The organism is Nocardia sp. Marseille-Q1738, assembly GCF_965283145.1.
The window spans coordinates 1,653,794-1,677,307 of the sequence record NZ_CBDIMS010000001.1 but is presented as its reverse complement, the minus strand read 5'-3'; the positions used below and the strand labels follow the sequence as shown (position 1 = coordinate 1,677,307).

Here is a 23,514-nt window from a genome sequence, read left to right as displayed (position 1 = left end):
TCGGGGCTTCGTTACCTATAGTTCCATTCGACCCATCTTTGTTCCGACGTACCCCCCGGGAGCGCCTACCCATGAGCGAGCGAACAAGCAGGCACAGCCGAGCGCTCGCTCGTGGCGGCGCCGAGCGCAGCGAGGGGGCGGCATGAGTGAGCCTGCGCCGGAGAACGGCGGCGGGAAGGCCACGCCGAGCGGCCCGCCCGCCGACCGGTACGGGACGCGGCCATCGGCGCGGCGGCGCTGGATAGTGCCGGTGCTCGGCGCGCTCGTGGTGCTCGCCGGGCTCGGCGTCGCCTACCTCGGCTATCAGAAGTACGGCCCGGACGACATCGAGGCCGAGCAGCTCGGCTACACCGTGGTGGACGACTCGACCATGACCATCCGGCTCAAGGTCACCCGTGCCGACCCATCGCGGCCGGTGGTGTGCTTCGTGCGCGCGATGGCGCGCGACGGGTCCGAACTGGGCCGCCGCGAGGTGCTCGTCGAGCCCTCGAGCAGCGGAACCGTGGAGCTGACCACCACCGTGCGCGCGTCCGCGCGGCCGGTATCGGGCAGCATCTACGCATGTAGTGATCAGGTGCCCAGTTATCTGCGAGCTGGCTGATTTCCGCGCGTTTGCCCCCGACGTGCCCAGGAAATCAACTCCGACCTGCACATTTGTGAATCATGCTAAAATGGCTGGATACACGGTTCCGGGGTTCGGAGCCGTGTTTGCTGCATTGGCGGCCAGCGCTGACGGTTCGGGCTTGCGAGCTTGCCCGCGACCAGGGCCTGTCGGGGTTCGATGAACTTCCCAGGATCGCTCTAGCCGTCGACTGGCGCGTGCCTGCTGTCGAGTGGGTATACGCCAGTGCTCAGGGAATCCCGGCCCGCCGGGAACAACTACTAGGGAGTGATCGAGATGACTGAGACGCAAGTGACCTGGCTGACCCCGGAGTCGCACGACAGGCTCAAGAGCGAACTCGACGCGCTCATCGCCAATCGTCCGGTCATCGCCGCCGAGATCAACGAACGCCGCGAAGAAGGCGACCTCAAGGAGAACGGCGGGTACCACGCCGCGCGCGAGGAGCAGGGTCAGCAGGAGGCGCGCATTCGCCAACTGCAGGAGCTGCTGAACAACGCCAAGGTCGGCGTTGCACCCACCAAATCCGGCGTCGCGCTTCCCGGGTCGGTCGTCAAGGTCTACTACGACGGCGACGAGACGGACACCGAAACCTTCCTGATCGCCACCCGCGAAGAGGGTCTGCGCGATTCCAAGCTGGAGACCTACTCGCCGAACTCCCCGCTCGGTGGCGCACTCATCAACGCCAAGGTGGGCGAGACCAGGGAATACACGTTGCCCAACGGCAACACCATGAAGGTCACGCTGATCAGCGCCGAGCCCTACCACAGCTGATGCTCGCGGCCGCGGCGCGCCGCCCGGCCGATACCCCCGCGGACACGAGCGGCCGCGCCCGATCACCGGGTGCGGCCGCTTCGTCATGTCCGTGAATTTAGCTCAACGCCTGTTCGACGTCCGCGAGCAGGTCGCTGACATCCTCGATGCCGACCGACAGCCGCACCAGATCCGCGGGCACCTCCAGCTCGGAGCCCTCGGTGGACGCGTGCGTCATCGCGGCCGGATGCTCGATCAGCGACTCGACCCCACCCAAGGACTCGGCCAGGGTGAACACCTCGGTCCGCGAGCAGAACTTGCGGGCGGCCTCGACGTCGCCGTGCAGGCGCACCGAGATCATTCCGCCGAATCGCCGCATCTGCTTGTCGGCGACGGCATGGCCCGGGTGCTCCGGCAGGCCGGGGTAGATCACCTGGGAGATCGCTGGGTGCCGGGACAGGAACTCCGCGAGGGTTTCGGCGTTGTCGCAGTGCCGGTCCATCCGCAGCGCGAGGGTCTTGGTACCGCGCAGGGTGAGGAAGGCGTCGAACGGGCCGGGGACCGCGCCCGCGCCGTTCTGCAGGAACGCGAACGCCGCGTCGAGTTCCGGATCGTTGGTGATCAGCGCGCCACCGATCACGTCGGAATGTCCACCGAGGTACTTGGTGGTGGAGTGCACCACGATGTCGGCGCCGAGCAGCAACGGCTGTTGCAGGTAGGGGGTCGCGAAGGTGTTGTCCACCACCAGTTTGGCGCCCGCGGCGTGCGCCACGTCGGCCAGCGCGGGGATATCGCCGATGCTCAGCAGCGGGTTGGTCGGGGTCTCGATCCACACCAGTTTGGTGTTCGGCCGGATCGCGGCGCGCATCTCCTCGACGTTGAACACGTGCGCGGGCGAGTGCTCGATGCCCCACTGGCTGAATACCTTGTCGATCAGCCGGAAGGTGCCGCCGTAGGCGTCGTCGGGGATCACGATGTGATCGCCGGGACGCAGCGTGGCACGCAGCGCACAGTCGGTCGCGGCCATGCCCGAGGCGAACGCCCGGCCGTAGCGGCCCGATTCCAGCGCGGCGAGGTTCGCCTCCAGCACCGAGCGCGTCGGGTTACCGGTGCGGGCGTACTCGAAACCGCCGCGCAACCCGCCCACGCCGTCCTGGGCGAACGTCGAACTCGCGTAGATGGGCACATTCACCGCGCCGGTCTGCGGATCGGGCTCGTACCCGGCGTGCACGGCACGTGTGGAGAATCCCAGCTCGCTCATGGGCTCAGCCTAATCGGGCGATTCCCGGGCAACTGTCCCGGTGGGTTCGCATGGGGGAAATGCCGGGCACGCGAACGCGCCGGGACCTCCCGCATCGCGGGGTCTCTCCGCTGGCCCCGATCGAATTACGCGCCGATCATGCTCTGGAAATCTTGCGCCGCACGCGCCGCGTGAGATCGGTCTCACCGGTACGGCGTCCGTTTACGCTGAGTCCATGGTCACCGTCGAAGAACTGTTCGCCACCGATGCACTGCTGTCCGAGGAGGAGGGCGAGATCCGGGACGCCGTCGCGGCGTTCGCGGCCCAGCGACTGCGCCCGCACATCGCGGACTGGTTCGAGGCGGGCACCTTCCCGGCACGCGAGCTCGCACCGGAATTGGGCAAGCTGGGACTGCTCGGCATGCATCTGGACGGCTACGGCTGCGCGGGCATGTCGGCGACCACCTACGGCCTGGCCTGCCAGGAACTGGAGGCGGTCGATTCCGGGGTGCGCAGCATGGTCTCGGTGCAGGGTTCGCTGGCGATGACCGCGATCCACAAGTTCGGCTCCGAGGAGCAGAAGCAGCAGTGGCTGCCGGAACTCGCCGCGGGCCGCGCGCTCGGCTGCTTCGGACTGACCGAACCCGATTTCGGCTCCAACCCGGGTGGCATGCGGACCAGGGCCAAGCGCGACGGCGCCGACTGGGTGCTGAACGGCTCCAAGATGTGGATCACCAACGGATCGGTGGCCGATGTCGCGGTGGTCTGGGCCCAGACCGAGCACGAGGGCAAGCAGGTGATCCGCGGGTTCCTGGTTCCGGCGGGCACGCCCGGGTTCACGGCGCGGGAGATGCACCGCAAGCTGTCGCTGCGCGCCTCGATCACCGCGGAACTGGACTTCGACGACGTTCGCCTGCCGGCCGAGGCGGTGCTGCCGGGGTCGCGCGGACTGGCCGCGCCGCTCGCCTGTCTGAGCGAGGCGCGCTTCGGCATCATCTTCGGCGCGCTGGGCGCCGCTCGCGACTGCCTTGCGACGACCATCGAGTACGCCAGGACCCGCGAGGTGTTCGACAAGCCGCTGGCCGCCTACCAGCTCACCCAGGCCAAGCTGGCCGACATGGCGCTGGAGTTCGGCAAGGGCCAGCTGCTCGCGCTGCATATCGGGCGGCTGAAAGACCGCGGCGTGGTCACGCCCGAGCAGGTGAGCGCGGGCAAGCTGAACAGCACGCGCGAGGCCATCGCGATCGCCCGCGAGTGCCGCACCATCCTCGGCGCCAACGGCATCACGCTCGACTACCCGGTGCTGCGCCACGCGAACAATCTGGAGTCGGTGCTCACCTACGAGGGCACCGCGGAGGTGCATCAGCTGGTACTCGGCCGTGCCTTGACGGACGCGAATGCTTTTCGCTGACAAAATCTTTCCCTGGCAATAAGTTTGCTGAGTCGAACCTCGACCGATCATTGGACCGCGGCCGAAGTCACAATTTGATAAATACTGGATGATTGCTAGCATATTGTGATGTTTTTGCTCGGCCCCAGCTTTCTCGAAGCGTCGGCGCGCAGGACTTTGAATCGCCTGCACCAGACGCACGGAGCGCCCGCGACCGCCGCTGCCGCGCGGCTGCCCGCGCTTTCGGCCGTCCTGGACCAGCATGCTGCCGCAGTTCGCGACATCCTGCGGCACGGCGTGGCGGATTCGTCGGACGTTCCTCCCGCCGTGCTGCTCGCGGGTTACGCGCGCGGATTGCTCGACCAGGTGCGTGCGGACCGTGCCGCCGAACGCGGCGGTTACGGCCAGCCGGACGCGCCGGTGACGCGCGCCGGGCTGCCGCAGGATGTCCGCGAGTGGGCCGAGGCGGAATGGATCCATCTGCGCCTGGCCGGGGTGTGCCTGCACGGCATGCGCAACCCCACCGAGTCCGCGCTCCCGCAACTGCACTGAGCGAGTTGCCGCAGCCGAGCGCGTCCGCCGTGCCTACGACGGACACGCTGTCCACGCGGCGGATCTGGACCTACCGCTCGTCGCCTTCATCGCGGTAGTCCCGGTACTCGCCGGGCTGCGGTCGGCCCCCGCCCGGGGTCGTCCCCTGGCCGGGCTGTGGGTAGCCTCCGCCGGGCGCCGCACCCCGACCGGGCTGCGGGTAGCCTCCACCGGGCGCCGCACCCCGACCGGACTGCGGATAACCTCCGCCCGGCGCCGCACCCTGACCAGGCTGCGGGTAGGCCGCACCAGGGGTTGTGCCCTGACCTGGCTGCTGCCCCGGGCCGCGGGTGCCGGGTTCTTGCCATTGCTGCCCCTGCGCGCCCTCCTGCTGCGCCGGCGCGCCAACCGGTTGCTGTTCCCACTGCCCTTCGGCGGCGGGCTGCTGACCCCGCGCCGCCTGCTGATCCATGAGCATCTGTTCGCGGGCAGCGTCCTCACGGCCCCGGCGGTAGGCCTCGGCATGCCCCCTGGCCGTGGGGATCTCGTGCTCCAGGTCGCTGATCCAGTTCTCCCAGCGCTGCTGCATCGGGCGGATCATGCCGCCGCCGACGCCCACGACCAGGATGCCGCCGACAGTGGCCAGCACCGCGATCAGAATCGGCACGGTGACCGCTGTGGCGACGCCGATCTGGTTGAGCGCGGCCACGATGCCGATGGCCCAGATGAACACCGCCGCGATCCGGGCGAGCATCGGGCCGTAGGACAGGCCGCCGAGCGTGTTGCCGACCACATCGCGCACCGCGGTCGCGATCGCACCCGCGACCACCACGATGACGATCGCGACCGCCGCCCTCGGCAGCCATGCGACGATGCCTGCGATCACGTCGCTGACCGGGTTCGGGCCGAAGACGCCGAAGCCGATTTGCAGGGCGATCAGCAGAATCGCGTAGTACGCGAGCCGCGCCAGAATGCCGGAGGCGTCGTATTTACTCCGCGCCAGCATTTGCCGCACCCCGCCGCGCTCGACGGCCCGGTCGAACCCGACCCGCTCCAGCACTTTGTCGACGATCTTCTCTACCGCCTTCGCGACGAGCCAGCCGATGAGCAGGATGACGAGGAAGCCGACCAGCTTGGGCACGAACGTGGCGATGGAAGCCCAAGCGTCGGAGAACCCCTGCTGAAAATCGATGGCCAGACTAGAGGTGTGCATCTCCATCCCTTCGCTGTGCGATGGCGCCGCGGCTATTTGCCACGGCTGCGTCCAGCCCGGCTATACCCCTGGAAGAATCTCTGAATCTGATATTTGCGGACAGATTGCCATTTTTTTATTTTGATCTTTGTCGGACTTCTCGGTCACAGCCGATCGCGCGCACCACTGAATTCCCGCCTTCCGCGTGCCGAGCTCGATTGCGCTCGCCCAGCGCCGAATTGACAGCATCGAGCCCTGCCCGGCAGACTGCCTGCCGACCCACTTCGCAAGCTGAATCGAGGCCCGAGCACACCTCGCGGCCGGTGCGAAGGATTGCCGTGCGAAGCCGAGTTCTCCAAGGGGAAACGCTCACGGCGTGGTGGGTCGCCACGGGTAGGGGATTGTTACGTTTGGTCATTTTGGTGCCATGTGGGTGTCACCGGCACGCCAAGGGCGGTGCTCAAGCTAGAGGGGGACCCCGGCATTTGGGCGATGCCTCCACCGCCACTCCATCGGAGGTGCACGATGCACAGTTTGACAATCGACCGTAGCGCACGGTGGTCGGTTCCGAATGCACTGGGAGCCAGCCATGTTCGTGCGTAACCAGCACCTGCCGCGGCATCCGCGCGGCGGCGAAAGGCCATTGCCGGATCAGCGCGAACTCGTCGCCGCCTTCGGCGGGCATTCGAGCGACTCGGACGACGACCATCCCCTGCTCACCTGGGCCGCGACACTGGCGACGCTGCACCGGCAGCGGCACACCGATCCCCTGGCCGCCGCCGGAATCGACTGCCGCCGTGCCGAACTGGTGGCCGCCATCGATGCGTGGGTGGTCGACCAGTTCCCCCGCAAGCGCTCGACCGACCATCTGCGCGCGGAATCTCTCGGCGCCACCGTCGATCGCATGGCCGCGGCCCACGTCCACGCCAGCCACCTGCTGCACACCGCCGAAAAGGTCTCCGACGCCCGGGTGCACGCCGCCTGGTACCGGCTGGCTCTGCTAGCCGACGAGTGGACCGACCTGATCACCGGCGGGGTACGCGAAACAGTGCGCAGCAGGCGACCGGCATAGGCTCGACTCGACAGCCGAAAGTCAGTGCCCTGTAAAGGACACCCGGGAAGCCCGGCCGCAATCTCGGCGAAGCGCGGCCGGTGCACCCGGGCAAAGCCCGGCACCGCGCGAGTCACGCCGCATCCACTTCGCTGCCGGGCCATTCATGCATCCGCCACAAGTCTCACATGGGGCGTTCCCGAGGCCTTGCCACCGCGTCGGCCGTCGAATCATGAGAGCCCTGCGCCATAACCTCGATGCCGCAGGGCGCGCTCGATCGATGCGGCGGCCCGGCGTGCTCGGTTACTTTCCGATGTGGCCGGTGCTGAGGAAGCCGAGCAGGTCGTGACGAGTGATGACGCCGACGGGCTTGCCGTCCTCGACGACCATGAGGGCGTCGGTGTCCGAGAGCGCCTTGGTCGCGGCGGAGATGGGCTCGCCCGAGCCGATCAGCGGGAACGAGGGGCTCATGTGCTGGGCCACCGAATCGGTCAGGTGCGCCCGGCCTTCGAAGACCGCCGACAGCAGGTCGCGCTCGGACACGCTGCCCGCCACCTCACCCGCCATCACCGGCGGCTCGGCGCCGACCACGGGCATCTGGGACACGCCGTACTCGCGCAGGATCTCGATGGCGTCGCGCAGCGTCTCCGACGGATGGGTGTGCACCAGGTCGGGCAGCTCGCCGGACTTGCCGCGCAGTACGTCACCCACGAGCGGTTCGGCAATGCCGTCCATCCGTTCGCGGAGGAAGCCGTAGGAGCTCATCCACTCGTCGTTGAAGATCTTCGACAGGTAGCCGCGCCCGCTGTCGGGCAGCAGCACCACGACCAGCGCGTCCGGATCACGCCGCGCGACCTCGATGGCCGCGACCACCGCCATGCCGCAGGAACCGCCGACCAGCAGACCCTCCTCGCGGGCCAGCCTGCGGGTCATCTCGAAGGAGTCCGCGTCGGACACCGCGATGATCTCGTCCGGCACCGCGGGGTCGTAGGCGGACGGCCAGAAGTCCTCACCGACGCCCTCGACCAGGTACGGCCGCCCGGTGCCGCCGGAGTACACCGAACCCTCCGGATCGGCGCCGATGATCTGCACCTTCCCGCCGGAGACCTCCTTGAGGTAGCGGCCGGTGCCGGTGATGGTGCCGCCCGTGCCGACGCCCGCCACGAAGTGGGTGACCTTGCCGTCGGTGTCGCGCCAGATCTCCGGGCCGGTGGTCTCGTAGTGGCTGTCCGGCCCGCCCGGGTTGGAGTACTGGTCGGGCTTCCACGCGCCGTCGATCTCGCGGACCAGCCGGTCGGAGACGCTGTAGTAGCTGTTCGGGTGGTCCGGCGGCACGGCGGTCGGGCAGACCACGACCTCGGCGCCGTAGGCGCGCAGCACGTTGCGCTTGTCCTCGCTGACCTTGTCCGGGCAGACGAAGACGCACTTGTAGCCGCGCTGCTGCGCGACCAGCGCCAGGCCGACCCCGGTGTTGCCGGAGGTGGGCTCGACGATGGTGCCGCCGGGGCGCAGCTGCCCGGACTTCTCGGCGGCGTCGATCATCTTCACCGCGATCCGGTCCTTGGCGCTGCCGCCCGGGTTGAGGTATTCGATCTTGGCCGCCACCAGCCCCGCGTTCGGTCCGACGACCGAGTTCAACCGGACCAGCGGCGTGTTGCCGATGAGATCCACGACATGATCCGCGATGCGCATGGCCCCCATCGTTGCAGACGCACTACCTGTGAGTTCGCGCACGCCGGACGCAACGGTCCCGGCTACCGGCAAACCGGCGCTCGCGCCTTTAGGATCGCTGCCATGAAGCAGCCGAACATCGCCCGCGCCGCAGCGATTTTGGCCGGATCGGCGATGGCTCTAGCGATCGGATCCGGCGCGCACGCGGACGCGGCGACCGTCGAATTCCCCGACGTGCCCACGCTGGCGCATGGTGGTCTGTGCTGGACCACCATCCGCACCTGGGCCGATACCAGCGCGGAATGGCCGGGCCGCGCCGTTCTCAACGTCCGCGCACTCCCCGTGTCGGGCATCGGGCCGGGTCGCCACCCGTTCGCGCCGCTGTGCGAGGTCCGCACGACCGTCGCCTGGCGCAACGTCACCACGGGCGCCACCGGCCGCTACGACAACACGGTGGTCACCGGCATCTACGGCAGCATCCAGTACGCGCTGTTCCAGGACACCGGGCCGGGCTTGGTCGAGGTCACCATCTCCACCGACGCCGCGAGCGTCCCCGCGCGCGGCTCCTTCGTGGTGCCGGGCGACCCAGCCGCTCCGGTGACGGCGCCTCGGACCGGTACGTCCTGACCGGCCGGATGGCGACTGCACCGACCAGGGACGGCCGACGGGCGCGGGGCTATCGCACCCGCCTCGGCGCAGAGGTGCCGCGGACGCGTCCAGCCGATCACGTCGGGGGCCCGATTCGTTGCGGCGCGGGACTGAGCGGATCGGCGTGATTTCGTAAAATTCCTGGCGTGAGCGCACCTCAATTCCGCTGGCGGACGGCGGCGATGACCGGTGCCGCGGCCCTGCTTGCCGGTTCGGGCGCGGGCACCGCGTGGTGGGTGACCTATCGCCTGCTCATGGCCCAAGCGGGTGCCGCGCGCGGCGTGATCGGCCGGGACACCTCGAAACCGCCGGAAGCGGACGGCATCTACACCGCGGGCTGCGCGGAACCCGAGCCGTGGCGTACCGGCAAACACGCCGACCTGCACCTGATGATCTTCGGCGACTCCACCGCGGCGGGCGTCGGCTGCCTGGTACCCGACGAGGTACCGGGCGTGCGCCTGGCCCGCGGCCTCGCCGACGCGACCGGGCAGCGAGTCCGCTTGAGCACCAAGGCGATCTCCGGCGCCACCTCCAAGGGCCTGGCCGGTCAGGTGGACGCGATGTTCGTCGCGGGTCCGCCACCGGACGCCGCGGTCATCCTGATCGGCGCCAACGATGTCACCAAGAAACACTCGATCCGCGCCTCCGCGCGCAGGCTCGCCGCGGCGGTGGCCCGGCTGCGCCGCGCCGACGCCGTGGTGGTGGTCGGTACCTGCCCGAACCTGGGCACGGTGACCGCCATCCCGCAACCGCTGCGGAGCGTGGTGCACAACTGGAGCGTCCGCTTGGCCAGAGCGCAGCACGTGGCGACGACCGTCGCGGGCGGGCATCCGGTGCCGATGGGATACCTGCTCGCCCCGGAGTTCCGCGCCGCGCCGGAACTCCTGTTCGCCGCCGATGGATTCCACCCCTCCGCCGTGGGCTACGAACTCGCCGCCGCGCAGCTGCTTCCGGTGCTGATCGACGCACTGGACGGGACACCCGCTTCCGGTTCTCGGCGACGGGACGTAAATTCGATACGAACCAGCGAGTAAGTACAAAAAGGTTCGCCACAACAGTCAGACAAAGGAGTCCTCATGCCTGAGGCCGTCATCGTTTCGACCGCACGCTCCCCGATCGGCCGGGCCCGCAAGGGTTCGCTGGTCGACCTGCGGCCCGACGATCTGACCACGCAGATCGTGCGGGCAGCGCTCGACAAGGTGCCCGCCCTGGACCCGGCCCAGATCGACGACCTGATCCTCGGCTGCGGTTCCCCCGGAGGTGAACAGGGCTTCAACATCGCCCGCATCGTCGCCGTGCAGCTCGGCTACGACTTCGTGCCCGGCACCACCGTGCACCGCTACTGCGCGTCGTCGCTGCAGTCCACCCGGATGGCGTTCCACGCGATCAAGGCGGGCGAGGGTGACGTGTTCATCTCCGCGGGCGTCGAAACCGTCTCCCGCTACGTGACCGGTTCCGCCGACAGCTGGCCGAACACCCAGAACCCCCTGTTCACCGAGGCACAGGAGCGCACCGCCAAGACCGCCGAGGGCGGCGCCGGCATCTGGCACGACCCGCGTGAGGACGGCCTGCTCCCCGACGCCTACATCGCGATGGGCCAGACCGCCGAGAACGTCGCCACGTTCACCGGCATCACCCGCGAGGAGCAGGACCGCTGGGGTGTGCGCTCGCAGAACCGGGCCGAAGAGGCCATCAAGAACGGGTTCTTCGAGCGGGAGATCATCCCGGTGACGCTGCCGGACGGCACGGTGGTCAGCAAGGACGACGGCCCGCGCGCCGGCGTCACCTACGAGGCGGTCTCCGGGCTCAAGCCGGTGTTCCGCCCGGACGGCACCATCACCGCGGGCAACTGCTGCCCGTTGAACGACGGCGCGGCGGCGCTGGTCATCATGAGCGACACCAAGGCCAAGGAGCTGGGGCTGACCCCGCTGGCGCGCATCGTGTCCACGGGCGTGTCCGGACTGTCGCCGGAGATCATGGGCCTCGGCCCGATCGAGGCGTGCAAGCGTGCGCTGGCGCTGGCGGGCAAGACCATCGACGACATCGACCTGGTCGAGATCAACGAGGCGTTCGCGGTGCAGGTGCTCGGCTCGGCCCGGGAGCTGAAGATCGACGAGGACAAGCTGAACGTCTCCGGCGGCGCGATCGCGCTGGGCCACCCGTTCGGCATGACCGGCGCCCGGATCACCACCACGCTGATCAACAACCTGCAGACCTACGACAAGCAGTTCGGTCTGGAGACCATGTGCGTCGGCGGCGGCCAGGGCATGGCGATGGTCATCGAACGCCTGAGCTGAGACACGAAAAGGGCGGTCGCCGGATGATCCGGCGACCGCCCTTTCGCTGTGCGGCTAGTCGTTCTGGAAGTAGCTCAGCAGTCGCAGGATCTCGACGTAGAGCCAGACCAGGGTGACGGTGAGGCCGAGGGCGACGCCCCAGGCCGCCCGTTCCGGCGCCTGCGCGCGGATCAACTGGTCCGCGGCGTCGAAGTCGAGCAGGAAGCTGAACGCGGCGATGGCGATGACCACCAGGCTGAAGACGATCGCCAGCGGGCCACCGTCGCGCAGACCCAGACCGCCGGAGATGAAGAAGCTGGCGATCAGATTGCCCAGCATGAGCACCAGGACGCCGATCATGGCGCCGACGATCATCCTGGTGAACCGCGGCGTCACCCGGATGGCGCCGGTCTTGTAGACCACGAGCATGCCCGCGAACACACCGAACGTGCCGAGCACCGCCTGACCGATCAGCGCGCTACCGCCGGCCCCGCCGAACTCGATATTGGTGAACATGAACGACAGCGCACCGAGGAAAAAACCCTCGGCGACCGCGTAGGACAGCACCAGCACCGGGTTGTCCATCTTGTTCGCGAACGTCGCGATCAGCACCAGCACCAGGCCGACCAGGCCGCCGACGATCACGAACAGCGGCGCGAGCGACGTGTTCGCGTTGGTGAGGCCGTAGGAGACGATCGCGGACAGGGCGAGCACCGCCAGGGTGATGCCCGTCTTGGTCACCACGTCGTCGATCGTCATCGCCCTGGTGGTGGACGGGGCCTGTGGCGGGTAGGGCTGCTGGGGGTGCTGGCCGTACGGCTGGCCGTACTGGTTGCCGAACTGTCCCGCGGTGGTCACACCGGAACCGAAGTTGGCGTATCCACCGCCCTCCTGCCTGGGCAGGTTCCTGAAAACCGGATTGCTCGTGGTACGCACGGCGTCCCTTTCTGGAGTCGTTGCCGCTGTTCATCGAGGTGGTCGCCTCGATATCCAACTGCTTTGTCCAACGTTTGTCCCCGGCCGCGAGTTCCCCGGGGAAGCTCACTGAGCCAGACAATTCGGACTCTACCGCTGCCTCGGGTCGTGCAGACCACGCACGGACCGAGTCACCGTGAATTTCCGGTTGCGCCCGACCACCTCGGTCCGGCCGACCATCCGTTCCACCACGGCGCGATAGTTGAGATGCGAGTTGTACACGGTCCACAGCTCACCGCCCGGGCGCAGCACCCGTCCGGTCTCGGCGAACATCTTGATCGCCGATCCGGTGTGTACCGCCGCGCCGACGTGGAACGGCGGATTGCACAACACCAGATCGGCGCTGTTGTCCGCGGCCGAGGACATCGCGTCGTCGCGCGCGACGCACACGCGGTCGGCGACGCCGTTCGCATCGGCGGTGGCTCGCGCCGAGGCGACCGCGGCGGCCGATTGATCGGTGGCGACCACCTTGATTCCCGGCCGCGCGGTGGCCAGCGCGACGGCCAGGATGCCGGTGCCGCAGCCGAGGTCGATCGCGTCGCGGGCGTCCGGCTTCATCAATTTCAGATGTTCGAGCAGGAACCTGGTGCCGATGTCGAGGCGGGCGCCGGAGAAGGCGGCGCCGTGCGCGACCACCTCGAGACCCAATTCGTCGAGCCGTTCGTGCACCGGGAAGGGCGGGTCGCCCACCGGCTTCGCCCCCGCCACCAGGAGGGTGCGCGACTTCTGCCTGCCACGGCTGGCGCGTACTTCGCAGAACGACTGGGCCAGAACGTCGTTCATCGACTTGGTCAGATACTTGTCCCGGCCGCCCGCGAACACCTCCACGTCCGGATCGGCGTAACGGGCGATGGCGTCGGCTGTTTCGGCCAGCCCGGCCAGCACTCGGGGCAGGCGGAGCAACACCACTCTGGCATCACGCAGCAATCCGGCGCCGAGTGGGTGCGCGGTGTAGCGATCCGACAGACCGAGCGCGCGAGCGTTGTTCGCCAGCGCGAGTTCGCCGGTGAGCAGATCCTGGTGCACTCGGACGTCGCGCAGATCGTGACCGGCGATGGCGCCGAGGGTCAGTGCGCCGTAACTGTCGCCGATAACGGCTACCTTTCCGCTATCGACGGTCGCCAAAGCGTCCGCGGCGACGTCGAGGATCAGCCGATCGGCGGCATCCACGGCATAGAGGTTCAGCGCCTCCACGTCCGGATACCGCCGCAATCGGCTCAGTACGTCCTCGACATTTCCCACGCCTCAAGTGTGCTAGATCGTTGCCGAATGGTCGCGACCACCCCGTCCAACCGACCGTCTCGTGGTTCGCGGTGACATCAGCGGGCCGAGTGACGCATTGCCGCAGAGGAATTCGACGTGGAGCGAGAAACGCACCGGATCGCGGCGTGTCGACCGCTCCGAGGTGAACGGAGTCCGCGGCCGGACAACTCACGGGCTACGCATCGTCGACGGAACGCACCGCGCCGACGGCACGGTCATCGAAGCGACCCGAACGACATCGCGCCATCCACCGTTGAGCGGACCGTTCGCGAGAACGGCTGTGTCCTCGACCGACCTGGCCACTCGGGGCGGTCGCTTCTCGACATCCCCTGACGCATCCGGACCGGCGCCTCGCGCCGATCCAGCCCGGATCTGCGAAAGGCGCTGCTCGCCAATCGAACTACGCAATCCGTGCGCCACAGCGGGATCGAGCGGGCCGAGCTGTTACCCGGCTTGACGGCGGCGATCGGCGCGCGCCGCGCGAACAGACCCCGTGCGCCGCCGAGAACGAGAAATAGCAATGGACCGGCAATTTCCTGCTCGGCACCGCTGTCCTGCCGCGCCGTAACCCACTCGCGGCGACGTCCCTTTCACTTCCGCTGCACGGCGAATCATCCGCAACGAGCCCCGATTACGCCATCCGACGCGCGCCGCTGAGTAGCATCGGCCTCATGCGCAACTGGATGGTGCTGACGGTCGCGGTCGCGACAGTACTGCTCTCGGGCTGCGGCAATGGCGAGTCGGCCCCGGAGCTACCGGCCCCGTCGCTCACCGGCGCGCCGGCCGCCACCGGCACACCGGCCGGGCCGGCGCCCGCCGTGCCGCAGGACGCCTCGCCCAAGCGGGGCACCGCTTCCGGTGACGCGGCGCTGACGGTCACCGACATCCGCATCGGCCGCCAACCCGGCTTCGATCGCGTGGTCTACGACCTCGGCGGCGTCGGCACGCCCGGCTGGCTCGTCCGATATACCGACCGCGCCGTGCAGGACGGCAGCGGCAATCGCGTCGACGTGGCGGGCCGGTCGATTCTCGAGGTGCGGATCCTGGGCTCGGCCTACCCCTTCGACAGCGGGGTGACACCGTACGCGGGCCCTGATCCCGCCGTCGACCCGGCGGTGCCCGGTGTCGCGGGTGTGTACCGGACGACGGTGTTCGAAGGCGCCACCCAGTCGTTCATCGGCGTGCAGGCCGACCGGCCCGCCTTCACCGTCACTGCCCTGTCCAATCCGACCAGGCTGGTCGTGGACATCGCCAGCCCGTAGACCTATACCAGTACGCCCAAGGGGTATGCGGCCGCGAGGAAATCCGCAGGCACTAGACTCGCGGTCGTGGTCCGTAGCCGCATGCTCCGAGCGACCGGGTTCGCCCGGTTGCTCGGCGTGCTGGCATTGCTCGCCGGAATCGTCGCCATGCATTCGGCCGTCTTCACGGTCGTCGGCCATGCCGCCGGTGCGCATGGCAGGAACGCGGTGCACCCTGAGATCGCGAACCGCACGCCCGATCCGGAGGCGGCCGATGCGCACGCACCGGCTGCGGTCGCGAGAAGCGGTCCCGCCGCTACCGCCATGCCGGATATCGCCTACGCCCGGTCAGGCCACACCGAGACTCGGCCACACTCGCTACCGAGCCGTCGCCGCACTGTGCCCGGCCACTCCGAAGCTCGACTGCACCGAATCGAGCCCGGTGATGGGCAGATTCGCACGAAAGTCGCCTGGACACAGCACAACCGTGACGGCACTCTGCCCGGCCCAGACGAGGCTCGACCGCACCACCGAGTCGAGCCTGGCGACGCACGGATACGCACCGAGCCCGTCTGGACACGACCGAGCCTCAACGGCACCGTGCCGGGCCACGACCGGAAACGGGCGGAGGACGGGGCCCAACCCGGCTACCGCGAATCCTTCCGATCCGCGGGCGGGATCGGCTCGGTAACAACGGTTGCAGGCGGTCTCGGTCGAACCACCGTGGACGCCGCGAGCGCGGCGCCGTGGGCCCATACCGTGCGGCCGGTCGCAGTGGTGTTCGCGGCTGGTGCCACACCCGGTCCGGATTGCGCCGGGGACGGGTGCGATCGCGCGCACAGCGGGATGCACGGCTGCGTGTTCATCCTTGTCGTGCTCACGGCACTGGTCGCGTTGGTGCTGCTCTACCGCATGGCGGCCGATCGCCCCGGCCGCGGTGTGGCGCTGCCTCGGCATTGGCGACCGCGGCAGGAACGGCCACCGCCGTGGACCGTGCTCACCTTGGCCGAACTGGCGATTCTGCGGATCTGACAGCTCCGCCGCGTCCCTGTGTCCGAACCACGGTCGCGGCGTTGTCCACTCCGCCATCAGACTTTCCATTTCGCAAGGAGCACACCCATGTTCGTCACCCGAATCCGCGTGACCACCGCCATCGCCGCGGTCGCCGCGCTGAGCCTCGCCGGATGCGGCGACGCCGATACCGGCCACACCACCGAGCACGGCACCTCGGTGAGCGCGACAGCGACCACGAGCGCACCGGCGCGCGCCGAGCACAACGACGCCGACGTGACGTTTCTGCGGATGATGTACCCGCATCACGCGCAGGCCGTCGAAATGGCCAGGTTGGTACCCGGCCACACCGACAATCCGCAAGTGCGCGCCCTGGCCGCATCGATCGAGCAGGCACAGGCGCCGGAGATGCAGCAGATCACCACTCTGCTGCAGAGCTTCGGCCAGCCCGCACCCAGCGTCGGCCAGGAACACCAAGGCCACGACATGCCGAGCACACCCATGCCCGGGACGCCGATGCCCGGCATGATGTCCGCCGAACAGATGGCGGCCTTGCAAGCGGCATCCGGCCCGGATTTCGACCGCCAGTGGCTGACCATGATGATCGAGCACCACACGGGCGCCATCGCCATGGCAGAGACCGAACTCGCCGACGGCACGAACCCGGACGCGCAAGCGCTCGCCCGCGCAATCATCACGGCCCAGCAGGCGGAGATCGACCAGATGCGCACCATGCTCGGCCAGAGCTGAACCAGCGCGCCGCGCCGATATCGGTTGACCATCGATATCGGCGCGGCCGCGCGACGCTCGTGCTCGGCAAGTACGGTCGGACTGTCCGGCACTGTTGCATCTGTCCCAGCCGGACGTACGAGGGGAAAGTGGGACCGACCATGCGACGACTGGAACGCACGGGCCTGGTGGCCGCCGCGATGACCACCGCGGCGGGCGTGTTGATCATCGGTGCCTGCGCACAGCAGGTTTCGGGTACCGCGGAGGTCAACGAGACGGACCTGGCCGCGTACGCCTCGGAAGTCACCTCGTCGGCGGCCGCGGCCTCGTCGTCGCGAGCCGCGGCCGTGGAACGCGCCACCGACTCGGCCTGCGACGCATTCCTCACCGCGAACGGCAGTTCGGTACGGGCGTTCAACGACTACATCGACGCCAGCAACAGCAAAGGCCGCAACGACCCCGACACGAACGGTAAAGCCGTCCACGCCGTCGCGACCCTGCGCGACAACGCGCGCTCGGTAGATCAGAAGGTCACCAGAGACGTGCCGTCCGCGGTCGCCGACCCGCTACGCGCATACCGGGATGACACCACCGCCCTGGCCGACACGCTGGACCGTCGCGCGGACACCGACACACTGAACGCCGTGATCGACCGGTTCAACGCCACCAAGAACACGGCGCTGACGGCATGCCAAGGCCATGGCACCCGGTAGGCGTTAGTCACGGTGCAGTAGCCTTCGCAACACGCTGGACAGCGCGTCGGCCGGATCGCCGCCCTGCGCGTCGGCGCGCCACGCGACGATGTGGTCCGGCCGCACGAGCAGTGCGCCGTCGGACGCGATTGCTGCCCGCCGCGGCCACTCCGGCACGTCGATCACCTGGGCACCGACCGCAACGCCCAGCCGATCGCCCGCTGCACGCGCCGCGCCGACCCACCGCGCCCCGCCCGGACCGGCCAGTACGCAGAACTGGGAGCGGACCAGATCGAGTGTCGACTCCCCTTCGCCGATCCACAGGTGCGGGAGCCGAGAACCCGGAGTCGCGTCGAGGACCGAGTCGAGTTCCTCGGTGTCCGGCAGATCGGTTCGCGCATCGATCACCGCGGCGGAGTCGTACCGATACCCCATGGCCACGACGGGCCCGTTGACCATGCCCACCTCGGCGCGGGCAGCGCCCGCCCCTTGGCTGATATCCCAGTGCAGGCGAGGATGAGCCACCCGCAGCAGCGCTTGGTCGAGGGTGAACGAGGCGACCGCGCGCCGCTCGGACTCGTAGGTGTCCAGCAGGGCGGATCCGGCCTGCCCGCGGAGCACCGCGGCCAGCTTCCAGGCCAGGTTGTGCGCGTCCGCGGCGCCGGTGTTCAGGCCGAAAGCGCCTTGCGGCGGCACGGCATGCGCCGCGTCACCGACCAGGAAGACCCGTCCGTCCCGGAACTTATCGGCCAGCAACCCGCGTGCGCGCCAGGACATTCGACTCAGAATCGCCGGCTCGAGAGCCGGATCGCCGACCGCCGTGCGGATCAGCGCGCGACACCGCTCGTCGGTGAAGTCGTCGGCCGACTGCCCGGCCTCCGGGTGGTAATCGGTGTGGAAGATCCACTCCCGCGCACCGTCCACGGTGACCAGCAGGCCGGGCGCGTCGGATCCGGTGATCTCCGCCGTGGCGAAGTGCCTGCCGTGGGTGTAGGGCAGCAGATCCGCGCGGAACAAGATGCTCATCTTCGGATTACCGAGTGCCCCGGGACCCGAGGTGCCGATGCCGAGCGCGGCGCGCACGCCGCTGCGCACGCCGTCGGCGGCGATCACGTAGTCGGCGCGCACGGCGGTGCCGTCGTCGAGCCGGGCGGTGACGCCGTCCGCGTCCTCTTCCAGTGCGACCAGCGCGGTCGAATAGCGGATCACCGCACCGCGTTTCGCCGCGGCGGGGGCCAATACCGCGTCCAGCCGGTCCTGCGCGCAGATGCCGCGGATCGCTGCCGGGCTGATCAGGTCGGAAACCGACCATGGCCGGGTGGGCGCCGCGGCGATGGAAGAGAAATCGATCGAGGCCAGTGTCGCGCCCGATACCCGCCCTCGGCTGCCCGCCGACATGTCGACGGCCGCCGCGTTCACCTCGTCGGCGAGAGCGACCTCGCGCAGGAATTCCATGGTGCGCGGGCCGAGTCCGGTCGCACGCGGATGGATCGACGGTCCCGGCGCACGCTCCACCACGTGGACCGCCACACCGTGATGCGCCAGGAAGACGGCCGCGAAAAGCCCGACCGACCCGGCACCGACGATGAGCACGGGAATTCTCGACACGGACATGCCCTACTCCTTATGGTTACAGCGTTCTCATAACGGATACACCGTAACCACAGTGCTAGAATGAGCGCAAAGGAGGACGTGATGACGAGTTCGCCCAAGCCGCCCACCCTGGTGTGGAGCAAGCAGCCGCGCACCCCGCGCCGTCAGGCACCCAGCGTGGAGCGGATCGTGCGCACCGCCGTCGACCTCGCCGACGCCGAGGGCTTGGACGCGGTGTCGATGCGGCGGGTCGCCACCGAACTCGCCTCCGGCACCGCGTCGCTCTACCGCTACATCGCCAGCCACGACGACCTGCTCGACCTGATGATCGATGCGGTCCTCGGCGAATCCGACCCGCCCACGCTCAGCGGGGACTGGCGCGCCGACCTCGACGCGGTCGCCCGGCATCTGCGCAGCACCCTGATCCGGCACCCGTGGCTCGGCGCCGAACTCACCGGACGCCCTGCCCTCGGCGCGAATTCATTACGCCTGCAAGACCTCGCACTGACCGCCGCCGGAGCTCTCACCGCCGACATCACCCTCGCCGCCGCGGTTGTCGAGACGGTGCAGGCGTATGTCTTCGGCGCCGTCGCCCAGCAGCTGGCCGACGAGAGAGCCCAGCGCCGAACCGGTCGCACCGAGGACGAATGGCGGCAAGCGGTCGCGCCCTATATCCGGGAGGTCATCGCGAGCGGCCGGTATCCCGAATTCGGACGCCGCGTTCGCGAAGCCGTAGACCAGGACGCGGACCAGCGCTTCGCTTTCGGGCTCGCTTGCGTGCTGGACGGCATCGCGGCGCACGCGGCCGGTTGACGGCGGGCTTGGTTTCGCGAACCTCCCAGATCCTTTGGACTGGGCCGTCGGCACAGCGCGGAACCAGCCGGGTTCGTCAACTCCGCGGGTACACGGTGTTCCGATCCGCGTTCTGTCGAGTCCGTGCTTGTCCGCGCAGTCGTTCGAGCACGACCAGGATCACGCCGACCACCAGGAAGACAGCGGCGATGACCGCTGCCGCGAGCGCGGCACGATCGAGGCCCCACCCCGCGAGCAGCGCGGCGCCGATCGCGACCAACGCCGCGACCAGCAACAACCCGTACCCCGGCCAATTCTTGGTGTCGGCCAACGCCGCCCCCGGTTGCGGTGCAGGGTCGCGCGCGATGTCCGGAGCGTCATCGAGCGGGGGAATCTCCCACGGCTCGTCATCCGCTGTCATTGCTGCTTCCTCATACCTACGGTCGGATACCTGATACGAGGAGGATGCCCGGCTCGTCCGCACCGAAACGCGGACGCGGAACTCAGTTGTAGGACTTGGTGACTCCGTCGAGCAGATGCTCCAGGGTGTCGTAGGTCGGTGTGGCGACCACGTCGATCAGGTCCGCGGCCACCGGAACATTGCGCTCGGCGGCGACCTTCGCGAACTGGGCGGCGTCGTTGGTGCGGAAGCCGTGCTCGGCGGCCAGCCGCTGCAGCTCGAGGTCGGTGGACAGCAGGCGACCCAGCCGGTCACCGGTCGCCCCGAACGGCACCAGCGTGTGCCGGGACAACACCGTCGGAGACGGATACAACAGCGTCATGTCGGGCTTGACCTGTCCGCGCACGGTGGCCTCGACGTACTGCGCCTCGTAGATCCAGACCATCGGTGTGGGGCCCATGCCGGTGGCGAGATAGTTGTTGAACGGTCCCTCGGTGGTGTTCTCGGTGTAGCCCTGGCCGACGAAAAGCCGTGCCAGCGCGGGCGAAACGGAGTGCTCGGCGGTCTGGCCCTGCACGATCGTGTTGCCGTTGGCGACATAGCTCGCCGCGGCCACGTACATCGCGGCGGAATTCGAGCTGCGCGGGTCGGTGGTCGAGATCAGGATGTTCTTGCGCACCGGGTAGGCGGTGTTGCCGGGCAACTCGTCCCAGCGCGTGTTGTTGCGGACCAGATCGAGGTAGCGGCGCAGGTCGAGGGTCGACACCGGCCCCTGGCGTACCACACCCGCCCCGGCCAGCAGATCCGCGATCGGCTTGAACGTCGCAATCGCCATCGGGGCGGAGAACGGCGTGTACTTGGCGGTCACGTTGCGCTGCCGCTGAATTCGCTCCGCGGCCTGTTCGCTGGACGGGAACGCGAAATCGTATTTCGCGAGGTCGATGGAGGTGGCGATCTGCCGCGATCCGGCCGGCTCCACTTCGACGCGGACGCCATTGCGCGCCAGCGCGTCGATCACCTTCGGGTCCTGGAAGAACGCCATCTTCTCCGAACCGACGACGCCGCGCACCACGGTGGGCGCGGCAGCGGGGGCAGGTGCGGCGGCAGGCGGCTGCGAGACCGGCTGACGCACAGCGAAGACAACCGCCAGCACGACCACGACGACTGCTGCCGCGACGGCAAGCGGCGCGAAACGCTTGTTCGCCGACCACAATTGGCGGAGATCCGGCAGCGTGAACGTGGTATTCGGCTCGGTCGCCTTTTCCACCGCCACGGCCGCGGCTTCGGCTTCCGCCTCGGCGGCCTTCTCCAACTCGCGTCGCACCAGCCGCTCGATCAGGATCGGAACGAACTGCCGCACCGGGCGACCTTCGAACTTGCGTCTCGCCGCACCGATGGTGCTCTCGATATGCTCCGCGGAGTACGTCTCGGTGTAGTTTTCGACCAGCCGCTCCGTCATCTGACGAATCGCCTGTTCCTCACGGACGGTATCGATAACCACCACAATCTCCTCGGCGTGCCGACGCTAGCGCGGCAGCGTCCCGGGCTGCACCGCGCCGGCCAACCGTAGCCGCATCCGTGCGGCGCCGACATCCGCCCGGACTTCCCGCCAGTGAATGATTTGCACTGCGCCGGAGCACATCTCACGCGCCCGGCGAGTTGCTTCCGCCCAGCTCAGAGGCCCCCGAAACACCGATGTGCAGGGGACCCGGCACCGCCCGTACAGGCTGTCCGGCCCCCTGAACTCGCCATGGAGAATTCAATACCGCATCGCCGATCCGCCACCGCGCGTTGTACTCGTGTTTCCCACGCGCACCGGGGCGCTACCGCATAGCGAAGCGCAGCAGCGCCTGCTTGTCGCCCTGCTTGATCTTGCCCTTGCGGTTCAGCACCTCCAGCTGCCACGCATCGCCGGAACGGAACGCCCGAGCGACCGCGTTGGCGTTGTCGTTGCCGAGCAGCGACGGCCAGATATCGGCGACCTGCTGGCTGCTGCCACCGGTCGAGTCGTAGACCTTGAACGAAATGTTGTTCGCCTTCTCGAACGAACTCCCCTTCTTGAAGGCCGCGGCGACGAAGATGATCCCGTCGATCGCGCCGGGCACATCCGCGAAGGTGACGTGCACCGTCTCGTCGTCACCGGAAGCGGCGCCGGTCTGCTCGTCGCCGGTGTGCACAACCGAGCCGTTGCCCAAGGGATCCAAGGAGTCCAGTCCGGCGAAGCGCACCGGCTCGCTGCCCTGCATGAGAATCGCGATCAAGTCCAGGTCCACGCCACGCTTGCGGCGCGCCCAGCCGAGTGCCCCGCCGCTGGTGCCGCCCGACGGATCCCAGCTCACGCCCACACTGAGCTTGGTGATACCCGCCAGATCCGCGGCGCCATCTTCTTTTTTGAGCGTAATCATGGTCGCCAGGTTACCGGCGATTCCATGACGCCGAGCGGTGGAGCGGACACCGGATCACACTCGCGAATCCCCGCGAATACCGTGCTCTTCCGGGGATTTCCGTACCGCCCTTTCTCGGCGCATCGCCCGCCGCTGTAGCGCGTATCGCAAGTTGACGATATCGTCAGCGCGTTGGTGTCGAAAGGAGCTGTCCTCATGTCCCGTATCGCCGTGGTTACCGGTGCCTCGTCCGGAATCGGAAAGGCCACGGCCGCCGCACTTGCCGGGCGGGGCTATCAGGTGATCGGAACCAGCCGCAATCCCGACACTATCGGCGCGGACGCCGTGGTGCCGGGCGTCGAGTATCGGGCGCTCGACCTGACCGACAAGGAATCGATCGAAGCATTCGTCGCTGGCCTCGACCAGGTCGACGTCCTGGTCAACAATGCGGGCGAAAGCCAGGCCGGACCACTCGCCGAGCTACCCACTGACGCGGTCGAGCGACTGTTCCAACTGAACGTGCTCGGCCCGGTCGCCCTGACCAAGGCGCTCCTGCCCGGCATGCGCGAGCGCAAGTACGGCCGCGTGGTGATGGTCGGATCGATGCTCGCGAGCTTCCCGATGCCCTACCGCTCCTCCTACGTCGCCACCAAGGCAGCACTGCGCGGCTTCGCGGTCGCCGCACGCTTCGAGGAATCCCCCTTCGGCGTCTGGATCACCGCCGTCGAGCCCGGCCAGATCGACACCGGCCTGCGCGAGCGCCGCACGAAATACCTCACCGAAGGCTCCGCCCACACCACCGACTTCACCACTTTCATGGCGAAACTCGACGAAAAGCAAGCGAAAGGCATTACGCCGGAAAAGGTCGCCACCACCATCGTCAAAGCAATCGAAGCCGACCGCCCTCTCCCCCTCTACGCCGTAGGCAGCAATGCCCCCGTCCTGTTCACTGTCCGCCGCCTGCTCCCCCGCACGGTCATGGAACGCATCATCGCCCGAGCGCACGGACTTTCCCGCTGAGCGGAGCGGTCACCAGCGGTGGGCTCCGTTACCGGGCGGTGCC

23 protein-coding genes are annotated in these 23,514 nt (G+C 68.5%); 14 read left to right on the top strand and 9 right to left on the bottom strand.

Annotation, left to right across the window (positions count from 1 at the left end; all coding sequences use genetic code 11):
* Nucleotides 1-142 precede the first annotated feature (142 nt).
* Nucleotides 143-601, top strand: a complete 459-nt coding sequence (locus ACWPXK_RS07505) for a DUF4307 domain-containing protein (protein ID WP_454195235.1) — start codon at nt 143-145, stop codon at nt 599-601.
* Nucleotides 602-898: 297 nt separating this feature from the next.
* Nucleotides 899-1,393, top strand: a complete 495-nt coding sequence (greA, locus tag ACWPXK_RS07500; RefSeq protein WP_364328324.1) for a transcription elongation factor GreA — start codon at nt 899-901, stop codon at nt 1,391-1,393.
* A 97-nt stretch (nt 1,394-1,490) separates the two neighbouring features.
* On the opposite strand, the gene ACWPXK_RS07495 is transcribed toward greA, so the two are convergent.
* Complete coding sequence (locus ACWPXK_RS07495) at nt 1,491-2,633, bottom strand: cystathionine gamma-synthase (RefSeq protein ID WP_454195234.1); 1,143 nt, start codon at nt 2,631-2,633, stop codon at nt 1,491-1,493.
* 214 nt (nt 2,634-2,847) lie between these two features.
* Between ACWPXK_RS07495 and ACWPXK_RS07490 the strand changes: the two genes are divergently transcribed.
* The gene (locus ACWPXK_RS07490) at nt 2,848-4,023 is read left to right on the top strand and encodes an acyl-CoA dehydrogenase family protein (RefSeq protein WP_454195233.1); all 1,176 of its coding nucleotides are present in this window, start codon (nt 2,848-2,850) and stop codon (nt 4,021-4,023) included.
* A 108-nt stretch (nt 4,024-4,131) separates the two neighbouring features.
* Nucleotides 4,132-4,554 carry a DUF6401 family natural product biosynthesis protein gene (locus ACWPXK_RS07485; RefSeq protein WP_454195232.1) on the top strand — a complete coding sequence of 141 codons (423 nt, stop codon included), beginning with the start codon at nt 4,132-4,134 and terminating at the stop codon, nt 4,552-4,554.
* 70 nt (nt 4,555-4,624) lie between these two features.
* Here the strand turns inward: ACWPXK_RS07485 and ACWPXK_RS07480 are convergent, their stop codons facing one another.
* Complete coding sequence (locus ACWPXK_RS07480) at nt 4,625-5,746, bottom strand: membrane protein (protein WP_454195231.1); 1,122 nt, start codon at nt 5,744-5,746, stop codon at nt 4,625-4,627.
* A 568-nt stretch (nt 5,747-6,314) separates the two neighbouring features.
* Between ACWPXK_RS07480 and ACWPXK_RS07475 the strand changes: the two genes are divergently transcribed.
* On the top strand, nt 6,315-6,797 hold the full coding sequence (locus ACWPXK_RS07475; RefSeq protein ID WP_454195230.1) for a DUF4254 domain-containing protein: 483 nt from the start codon (nt 6,315-6,317) through the stop codon (nt 6,795-6,797).
* Between the two features lie 282 nt (nt 6,798-7,079).
* On the opposite strand, the gene ACWPXK_RS07470 is transcribed toward ACWPXK_RS07475, so the two are convergent.
* A complete protein-coding gene (locus tag ACWPXK_RS07470) occupies nt 7,080-8,468 on the bottom strand; it encodes a cystathionine beta-synthase (RefSeq protein WP_454195229.1) in 1,389 nt (462 codons plus the stop codon).
* Nucleotides 8,469-8,570: 102 nt separating this feature from the next.
* On the opposite strand from ACWPXK_RS07470, the gene ACWPXK_RS07465 reads away from it, so the two are divergent.
* From ACWPXK_RS07465 to ACWPXK_RS07455, 3 genes are all read left to right on the top strand, one after another.
* On the top strand, nt 8,571-9,074 hold the full coding sequence (locus ACWPXK_RS07465) for a hypothetical protein (RefSeq protein ID WP_454195228.1): 504 nt from the start codon (nt 8,571-8,573) through the stop codon (nt 9,072-9,074).
* A 203-nt stretch (nt 9,075-9,277) separates the two neighbouring features.
* On the top strand, nt 9,278-10,129 hold the full coding sequence (locus tag ACWPXK_RS07460) for an SGNH/GDSL hydrolase family protein (RefSeq protein WP_454195479.1): 852 nt from the start codon (nt 9,278-9,280) through the stop codon (nt 10,127-10,129).
* A 42-nt stretch (nt 10,130-10,171) separates the two neighbouring features.
* Nucleotides 10,172-11,392 (top strand): acetyl-CoA C-acetyltransferase, encoded by a 1,221-nt coding sequence (locus ACWPXK_RS07455; protein WP_454195227.1) that lies wholly within the window; start codon nt 10,172-10,174, stop codon nt 11,390-11,392.
* A 54-nt stretch (nt 11,393-11,446) separates the two neighbouring features.
* On the opposite strand, the gene ACWPXK_RS07450 is transcribed toward ACWPXK_RS07455, so the two are convergent.
* Both ACWPXK_RS07450 and ACWPXK_RS07445 read right to left on the bottom strand, forming a co-directional pair.
* Nucleotides 11,447-12,307: a Bax inhibitor-1/YccA family protein gene (locus ACWPXK_RS07450; RefSeq protein WP_454195226.1), complete on the bottom strand. Its 861-nt coding sequence runs from the start codon at nt 12,305-12,307 to the stop codon at nt 11,447-11,449.
* Between the two features lie 129 nt (nt 12,308-12,436).
* Nucleotides 12,437-13,588, bottom strand: coding sequence for a class I SAM-dependent methyltransferase (locus ACWPXK_RS07445; RefSeq protein ID WP_454195225.1), 1,152 nt, complete (start codon nt 13,586-13,588; stop codon nt 12,437-12,439).
* 692 nt (nt 13,589-14,280) lie between these two features.
* Between ACWPXK_RS07445 and ACWPXK_RS07440 the strand changes: the two genes are divergently transcribed.
* From ACWPXK_RS07440 to ACWPXK_RS07425, 4 genes are all read left to right on the top strand, one after another.
* Entirely contained in the window at nt 14,281-14,871 is a 591-nt protein-coding gene (locus tag ACWPXK_RS07440) for an AMIN-like domain-containing (lipo)protein (RefSeq protein WP_454195224.1), read from the top strand.
* A gap of 66 nt (nt 14,872-14,937) precedes the next feature.
* Entirely contained in the window at nt 14,938-15,882 is a 945-nt protein-coding gene (locus ACWPXK_RS07435) for a hypothetical protein (RefSeq protein ID WP_454195223.1), read from the top strand.
* 87 nt (nt 15,883-15,969) lie between these two features.
* Nucleotides 15,970-16,611: a DUF305 domain-containing protein gene (locus ACWPXK_RS07430; RefSeq protein WP_454195222.1), complete on the top strand. Its 642-nt coding sequence runs from the start codon at nt 15,970-15,972 to the stop codon at nt 16,609-16,611.
* Nucleotides 16,612-16,751: 140 nt separating this feature from the next.
* Nucleotides 16,752-17,303 carry a hypothetical protein gene (locus ACWPXK_RS07425; RefSeq protein ID WP_454195221.1) on the top strand — a complete coding sequence of 184 codons (552 nt, stop codon included), beginning with the start codon at nt 16,752-16,754 and terminating at the stop codon, nt 17,301-17,303.
* A 3-nt stretch (nt 17,304-17,306) separates the two neighbouring features.
* Here ACWPXK_RS07425 and ACWPXK_RS07420 read toward each other — a convergent pair whose 3' ends face one another.
* The gene (locus ACWPXK_RS07420; protein WP_454195220.1) at nt 17,307-18,896 is read right to left on the bottom strand and encodes an FAD-dependent monooxygenase; all 1,590 of its coding nucleotides are present in this window, start codon (nt 18,894-18,896) and stop codon (nt 17,307-17,309) included.
* A gap of 60 nt (nt 18,897-18,956) precedes the next feature.
* Here ACWPXK_RS07420 and ACWPXK_RS07415 point away from each other — a divergent pair, with 60 nt between their 5' ends.
* Nucleotides 18,957-19,688, top strand: coding sequence for a TetR/AcrR family transcriptional regulator (locus tag ACWPXK_RS07415; RefSeq protein ID WP_454195219.1), 732 nt, complete (start codon nt 18,957-18,959; stop codon nt 19,686-19,688).
* A 76-nt stretch (nt 19,689-19,764) separates the two neighbouring features.
* On the opposite strand, the gene ACWPXK_RS07410 is transcribed toward ACWPXK_RS07415, so the two are convergent.
* The 3 genes from ACWPXK_RS07410 to ACWPXK_RS07400 all read right to left on the bottom strand — a co-directional run bounded on the left by ACWPXK_RS07410 (nt 19,765) and on the right by ACWPXK_RS07400 (nt 22,472).
* A complete protein-coding gene (locus tag ACWPXK_RS07410; RefSeq protein WP_454195218.1) occupies nt 19,765-20,088 on the bottom strand; it encodes a protein UsfY in 324 nt (107 codons plus the stop codon).
* 82 nt (nt 20,089-20,170) lie between these two features.
* On the bottom strand, nt 20,171-21,568 hold the full coding sequence (locus ACWPXK_RS07405) for a three-helix bundle dimerization domain-containing protein (RefSeq protein ID WP_454195217.1): 1,398 nt from the start codon (nt 21,566-21,568) through the stop codon (nt 20,171-20,173).
* A gap of 322 nt (nt 21,569-21,890) precedes the next feature.
* Nucleotides 21,891-22,472, bottom strand: a complete 582-nt coding sequence (locus ACWPXK_RS07400) for a TerD family protein (protein ID WP_454195216.1) — start codon at nt 22,470-22,472, stop codon at nt 21,891-21,893.
* A gap of 195 nt (nt 22,473-22,667) precedes the next feature.
* On the opposite strand from ACWPXK_RS07400, the gene ACWPXK_RS07395 reads away from it, so the two are divergent.
* Nucleotides 22,668-23,471: an SDR family oxidoreductase gene (locus tag ACWPXK_RS07395; protein WP_454195215.1), complete on the top strand. Its 804-nt coding sequence runs from the start codon at nt 22,668-22,670 to the stop codon at nt 23,469-23,471.
* Nucleotides 23,472-23,514 lie beyond the last annotated feature (43 nt).

Coding starts and splice junctions, on each gene's coding strand:
- ACWPXK_RS07440 (WP_454195224.1), top strand. CDS start 14,281: ATGCGCAACTGGATGGTGCTGACGGTCGCGGTCGCGACAGTACTGCTC.
- greA (WP_364328324.1), top strand. CDS start 899: ATGACTGAGACGCAAGTGACCTGGCTGACCCCGGAGTCGCACGACAGG.
- ACWPXK_RS07425 (WP_454195221.1), top strand. CDS start 16,752: ATGCGACGACTGGAACGCACGGGCCTGGTGGCCGCCGCGATGACCACC.
- ACWPXK_RS07400 (WP_454195216.1), bottom strand. CDS start 22,472: ATGATTACGCTCAAAAAAGAAGATGGCGCCGCGGATCTGGCGGGTATC.
- ACWPXK_RS07490 (WP_454195233.1), top strand. CDS start 2,848: ATGGTCACCGTCGAAGAACTGTTCGCCACCGATGCACTGCTGTCCGAG.
- ACWPXK_RS07505 (WP_454195235.1), top strand. CDS start 143: ATGAGTGAGCCTGCGCCGGAGAACGGCGGCGGGAAGGCCACGCCGAGC.
- ACWPXK_RS07410 (WP_454195218.1), bottom strand. CDS start 20,088: ATGACAGCGGATGACGAGCCGTGGGAGATTCCCCCGCTCGATGACGCT.
- ACWPXK_RS07415 (WP_454195219.1), top strand. CDS start 18,957: ATGAGCGCAAAGGAGGACGTGATGACGAGTTCGCCCAAGCCGCCCACC.
- ACWPXK_RS07470 (WP_454195229.1), bottom strand. CDS start 8,468: ATGCGCATCGCGGATCATGTCGTGGATCTCATCGGCAACACGCCGCTG.
- ACWPXK_RS07465 (WP_454195228.1), top strand. CDS start 8,571: ATGAAGCAGCCGAACATCGCCCGCGCCGCAGCGATTTTGGCCGGATCG.
- ACWPXK_RS07480 (WP_454195231.1), bottom strand. CDS start 5,746: ATGCACACCTCTAGTCTGGCCATCGATTTTCAGCAGGGGTTCTCCGAC.
- ACWPXK_RS07485 (WP_454195232.1), top strand. CDS start 4,132: ATGTTTTTGCTCGGCCCCAGCTTTCTCGAAGCGTCGGCGCGCAGGACT.
- ACWPXK_RS07475 (WP_454195230.1), top strand. CDS start 6,315: ATGTTCGTGCGTAACCAGCACCTGCCGCGGCATCCGCGCGGCGGCGAA.
- ACWPXK_RS07460 (WP_454195479.1), top strand. CDS start 9,278: ATGACCGGTGCCGCGGCCCTGCTTGCCGGTTCGGGCGCGGGCACCGCG.
- ACWPXK_RS07455 (WP_454195227.1), top strand. CDS start 10,172: ATGCCTGAGGCCGTCATCGTTTCGACCGCACGCTCCCCGATCGGCCGG.
- ACWPXK_RS07495 (WP_454195234.1), bottom strand. CDS start 2,633: ATGAGCGAGCTGGGATTCTCCACACGTGCCGTGCACGCCGGGTACGAG.
- ACWPXK_RS07430 (WP_454195222.1), top strand. CDS start 15,970: ATGTTCGTCACCCGAATCCGCGTGACCACCGCCATCGCCGCGGTCGCC.
- ACWPXK_RS07395 (WP_454195215.1), top strand. CDS start 22,668: ATGTCCCGTATCGCCGTGGTTACCGGTGCCTCGTCCGGAATCGGAAAG.
- ACWPXK_RS07420 (WP_454195220.1), bottom strand. CDS start 18,896: ATGTCCGTGTCGAGAATTCCCGTGCTCATCGTCGGTGCCGGGTCGGTC.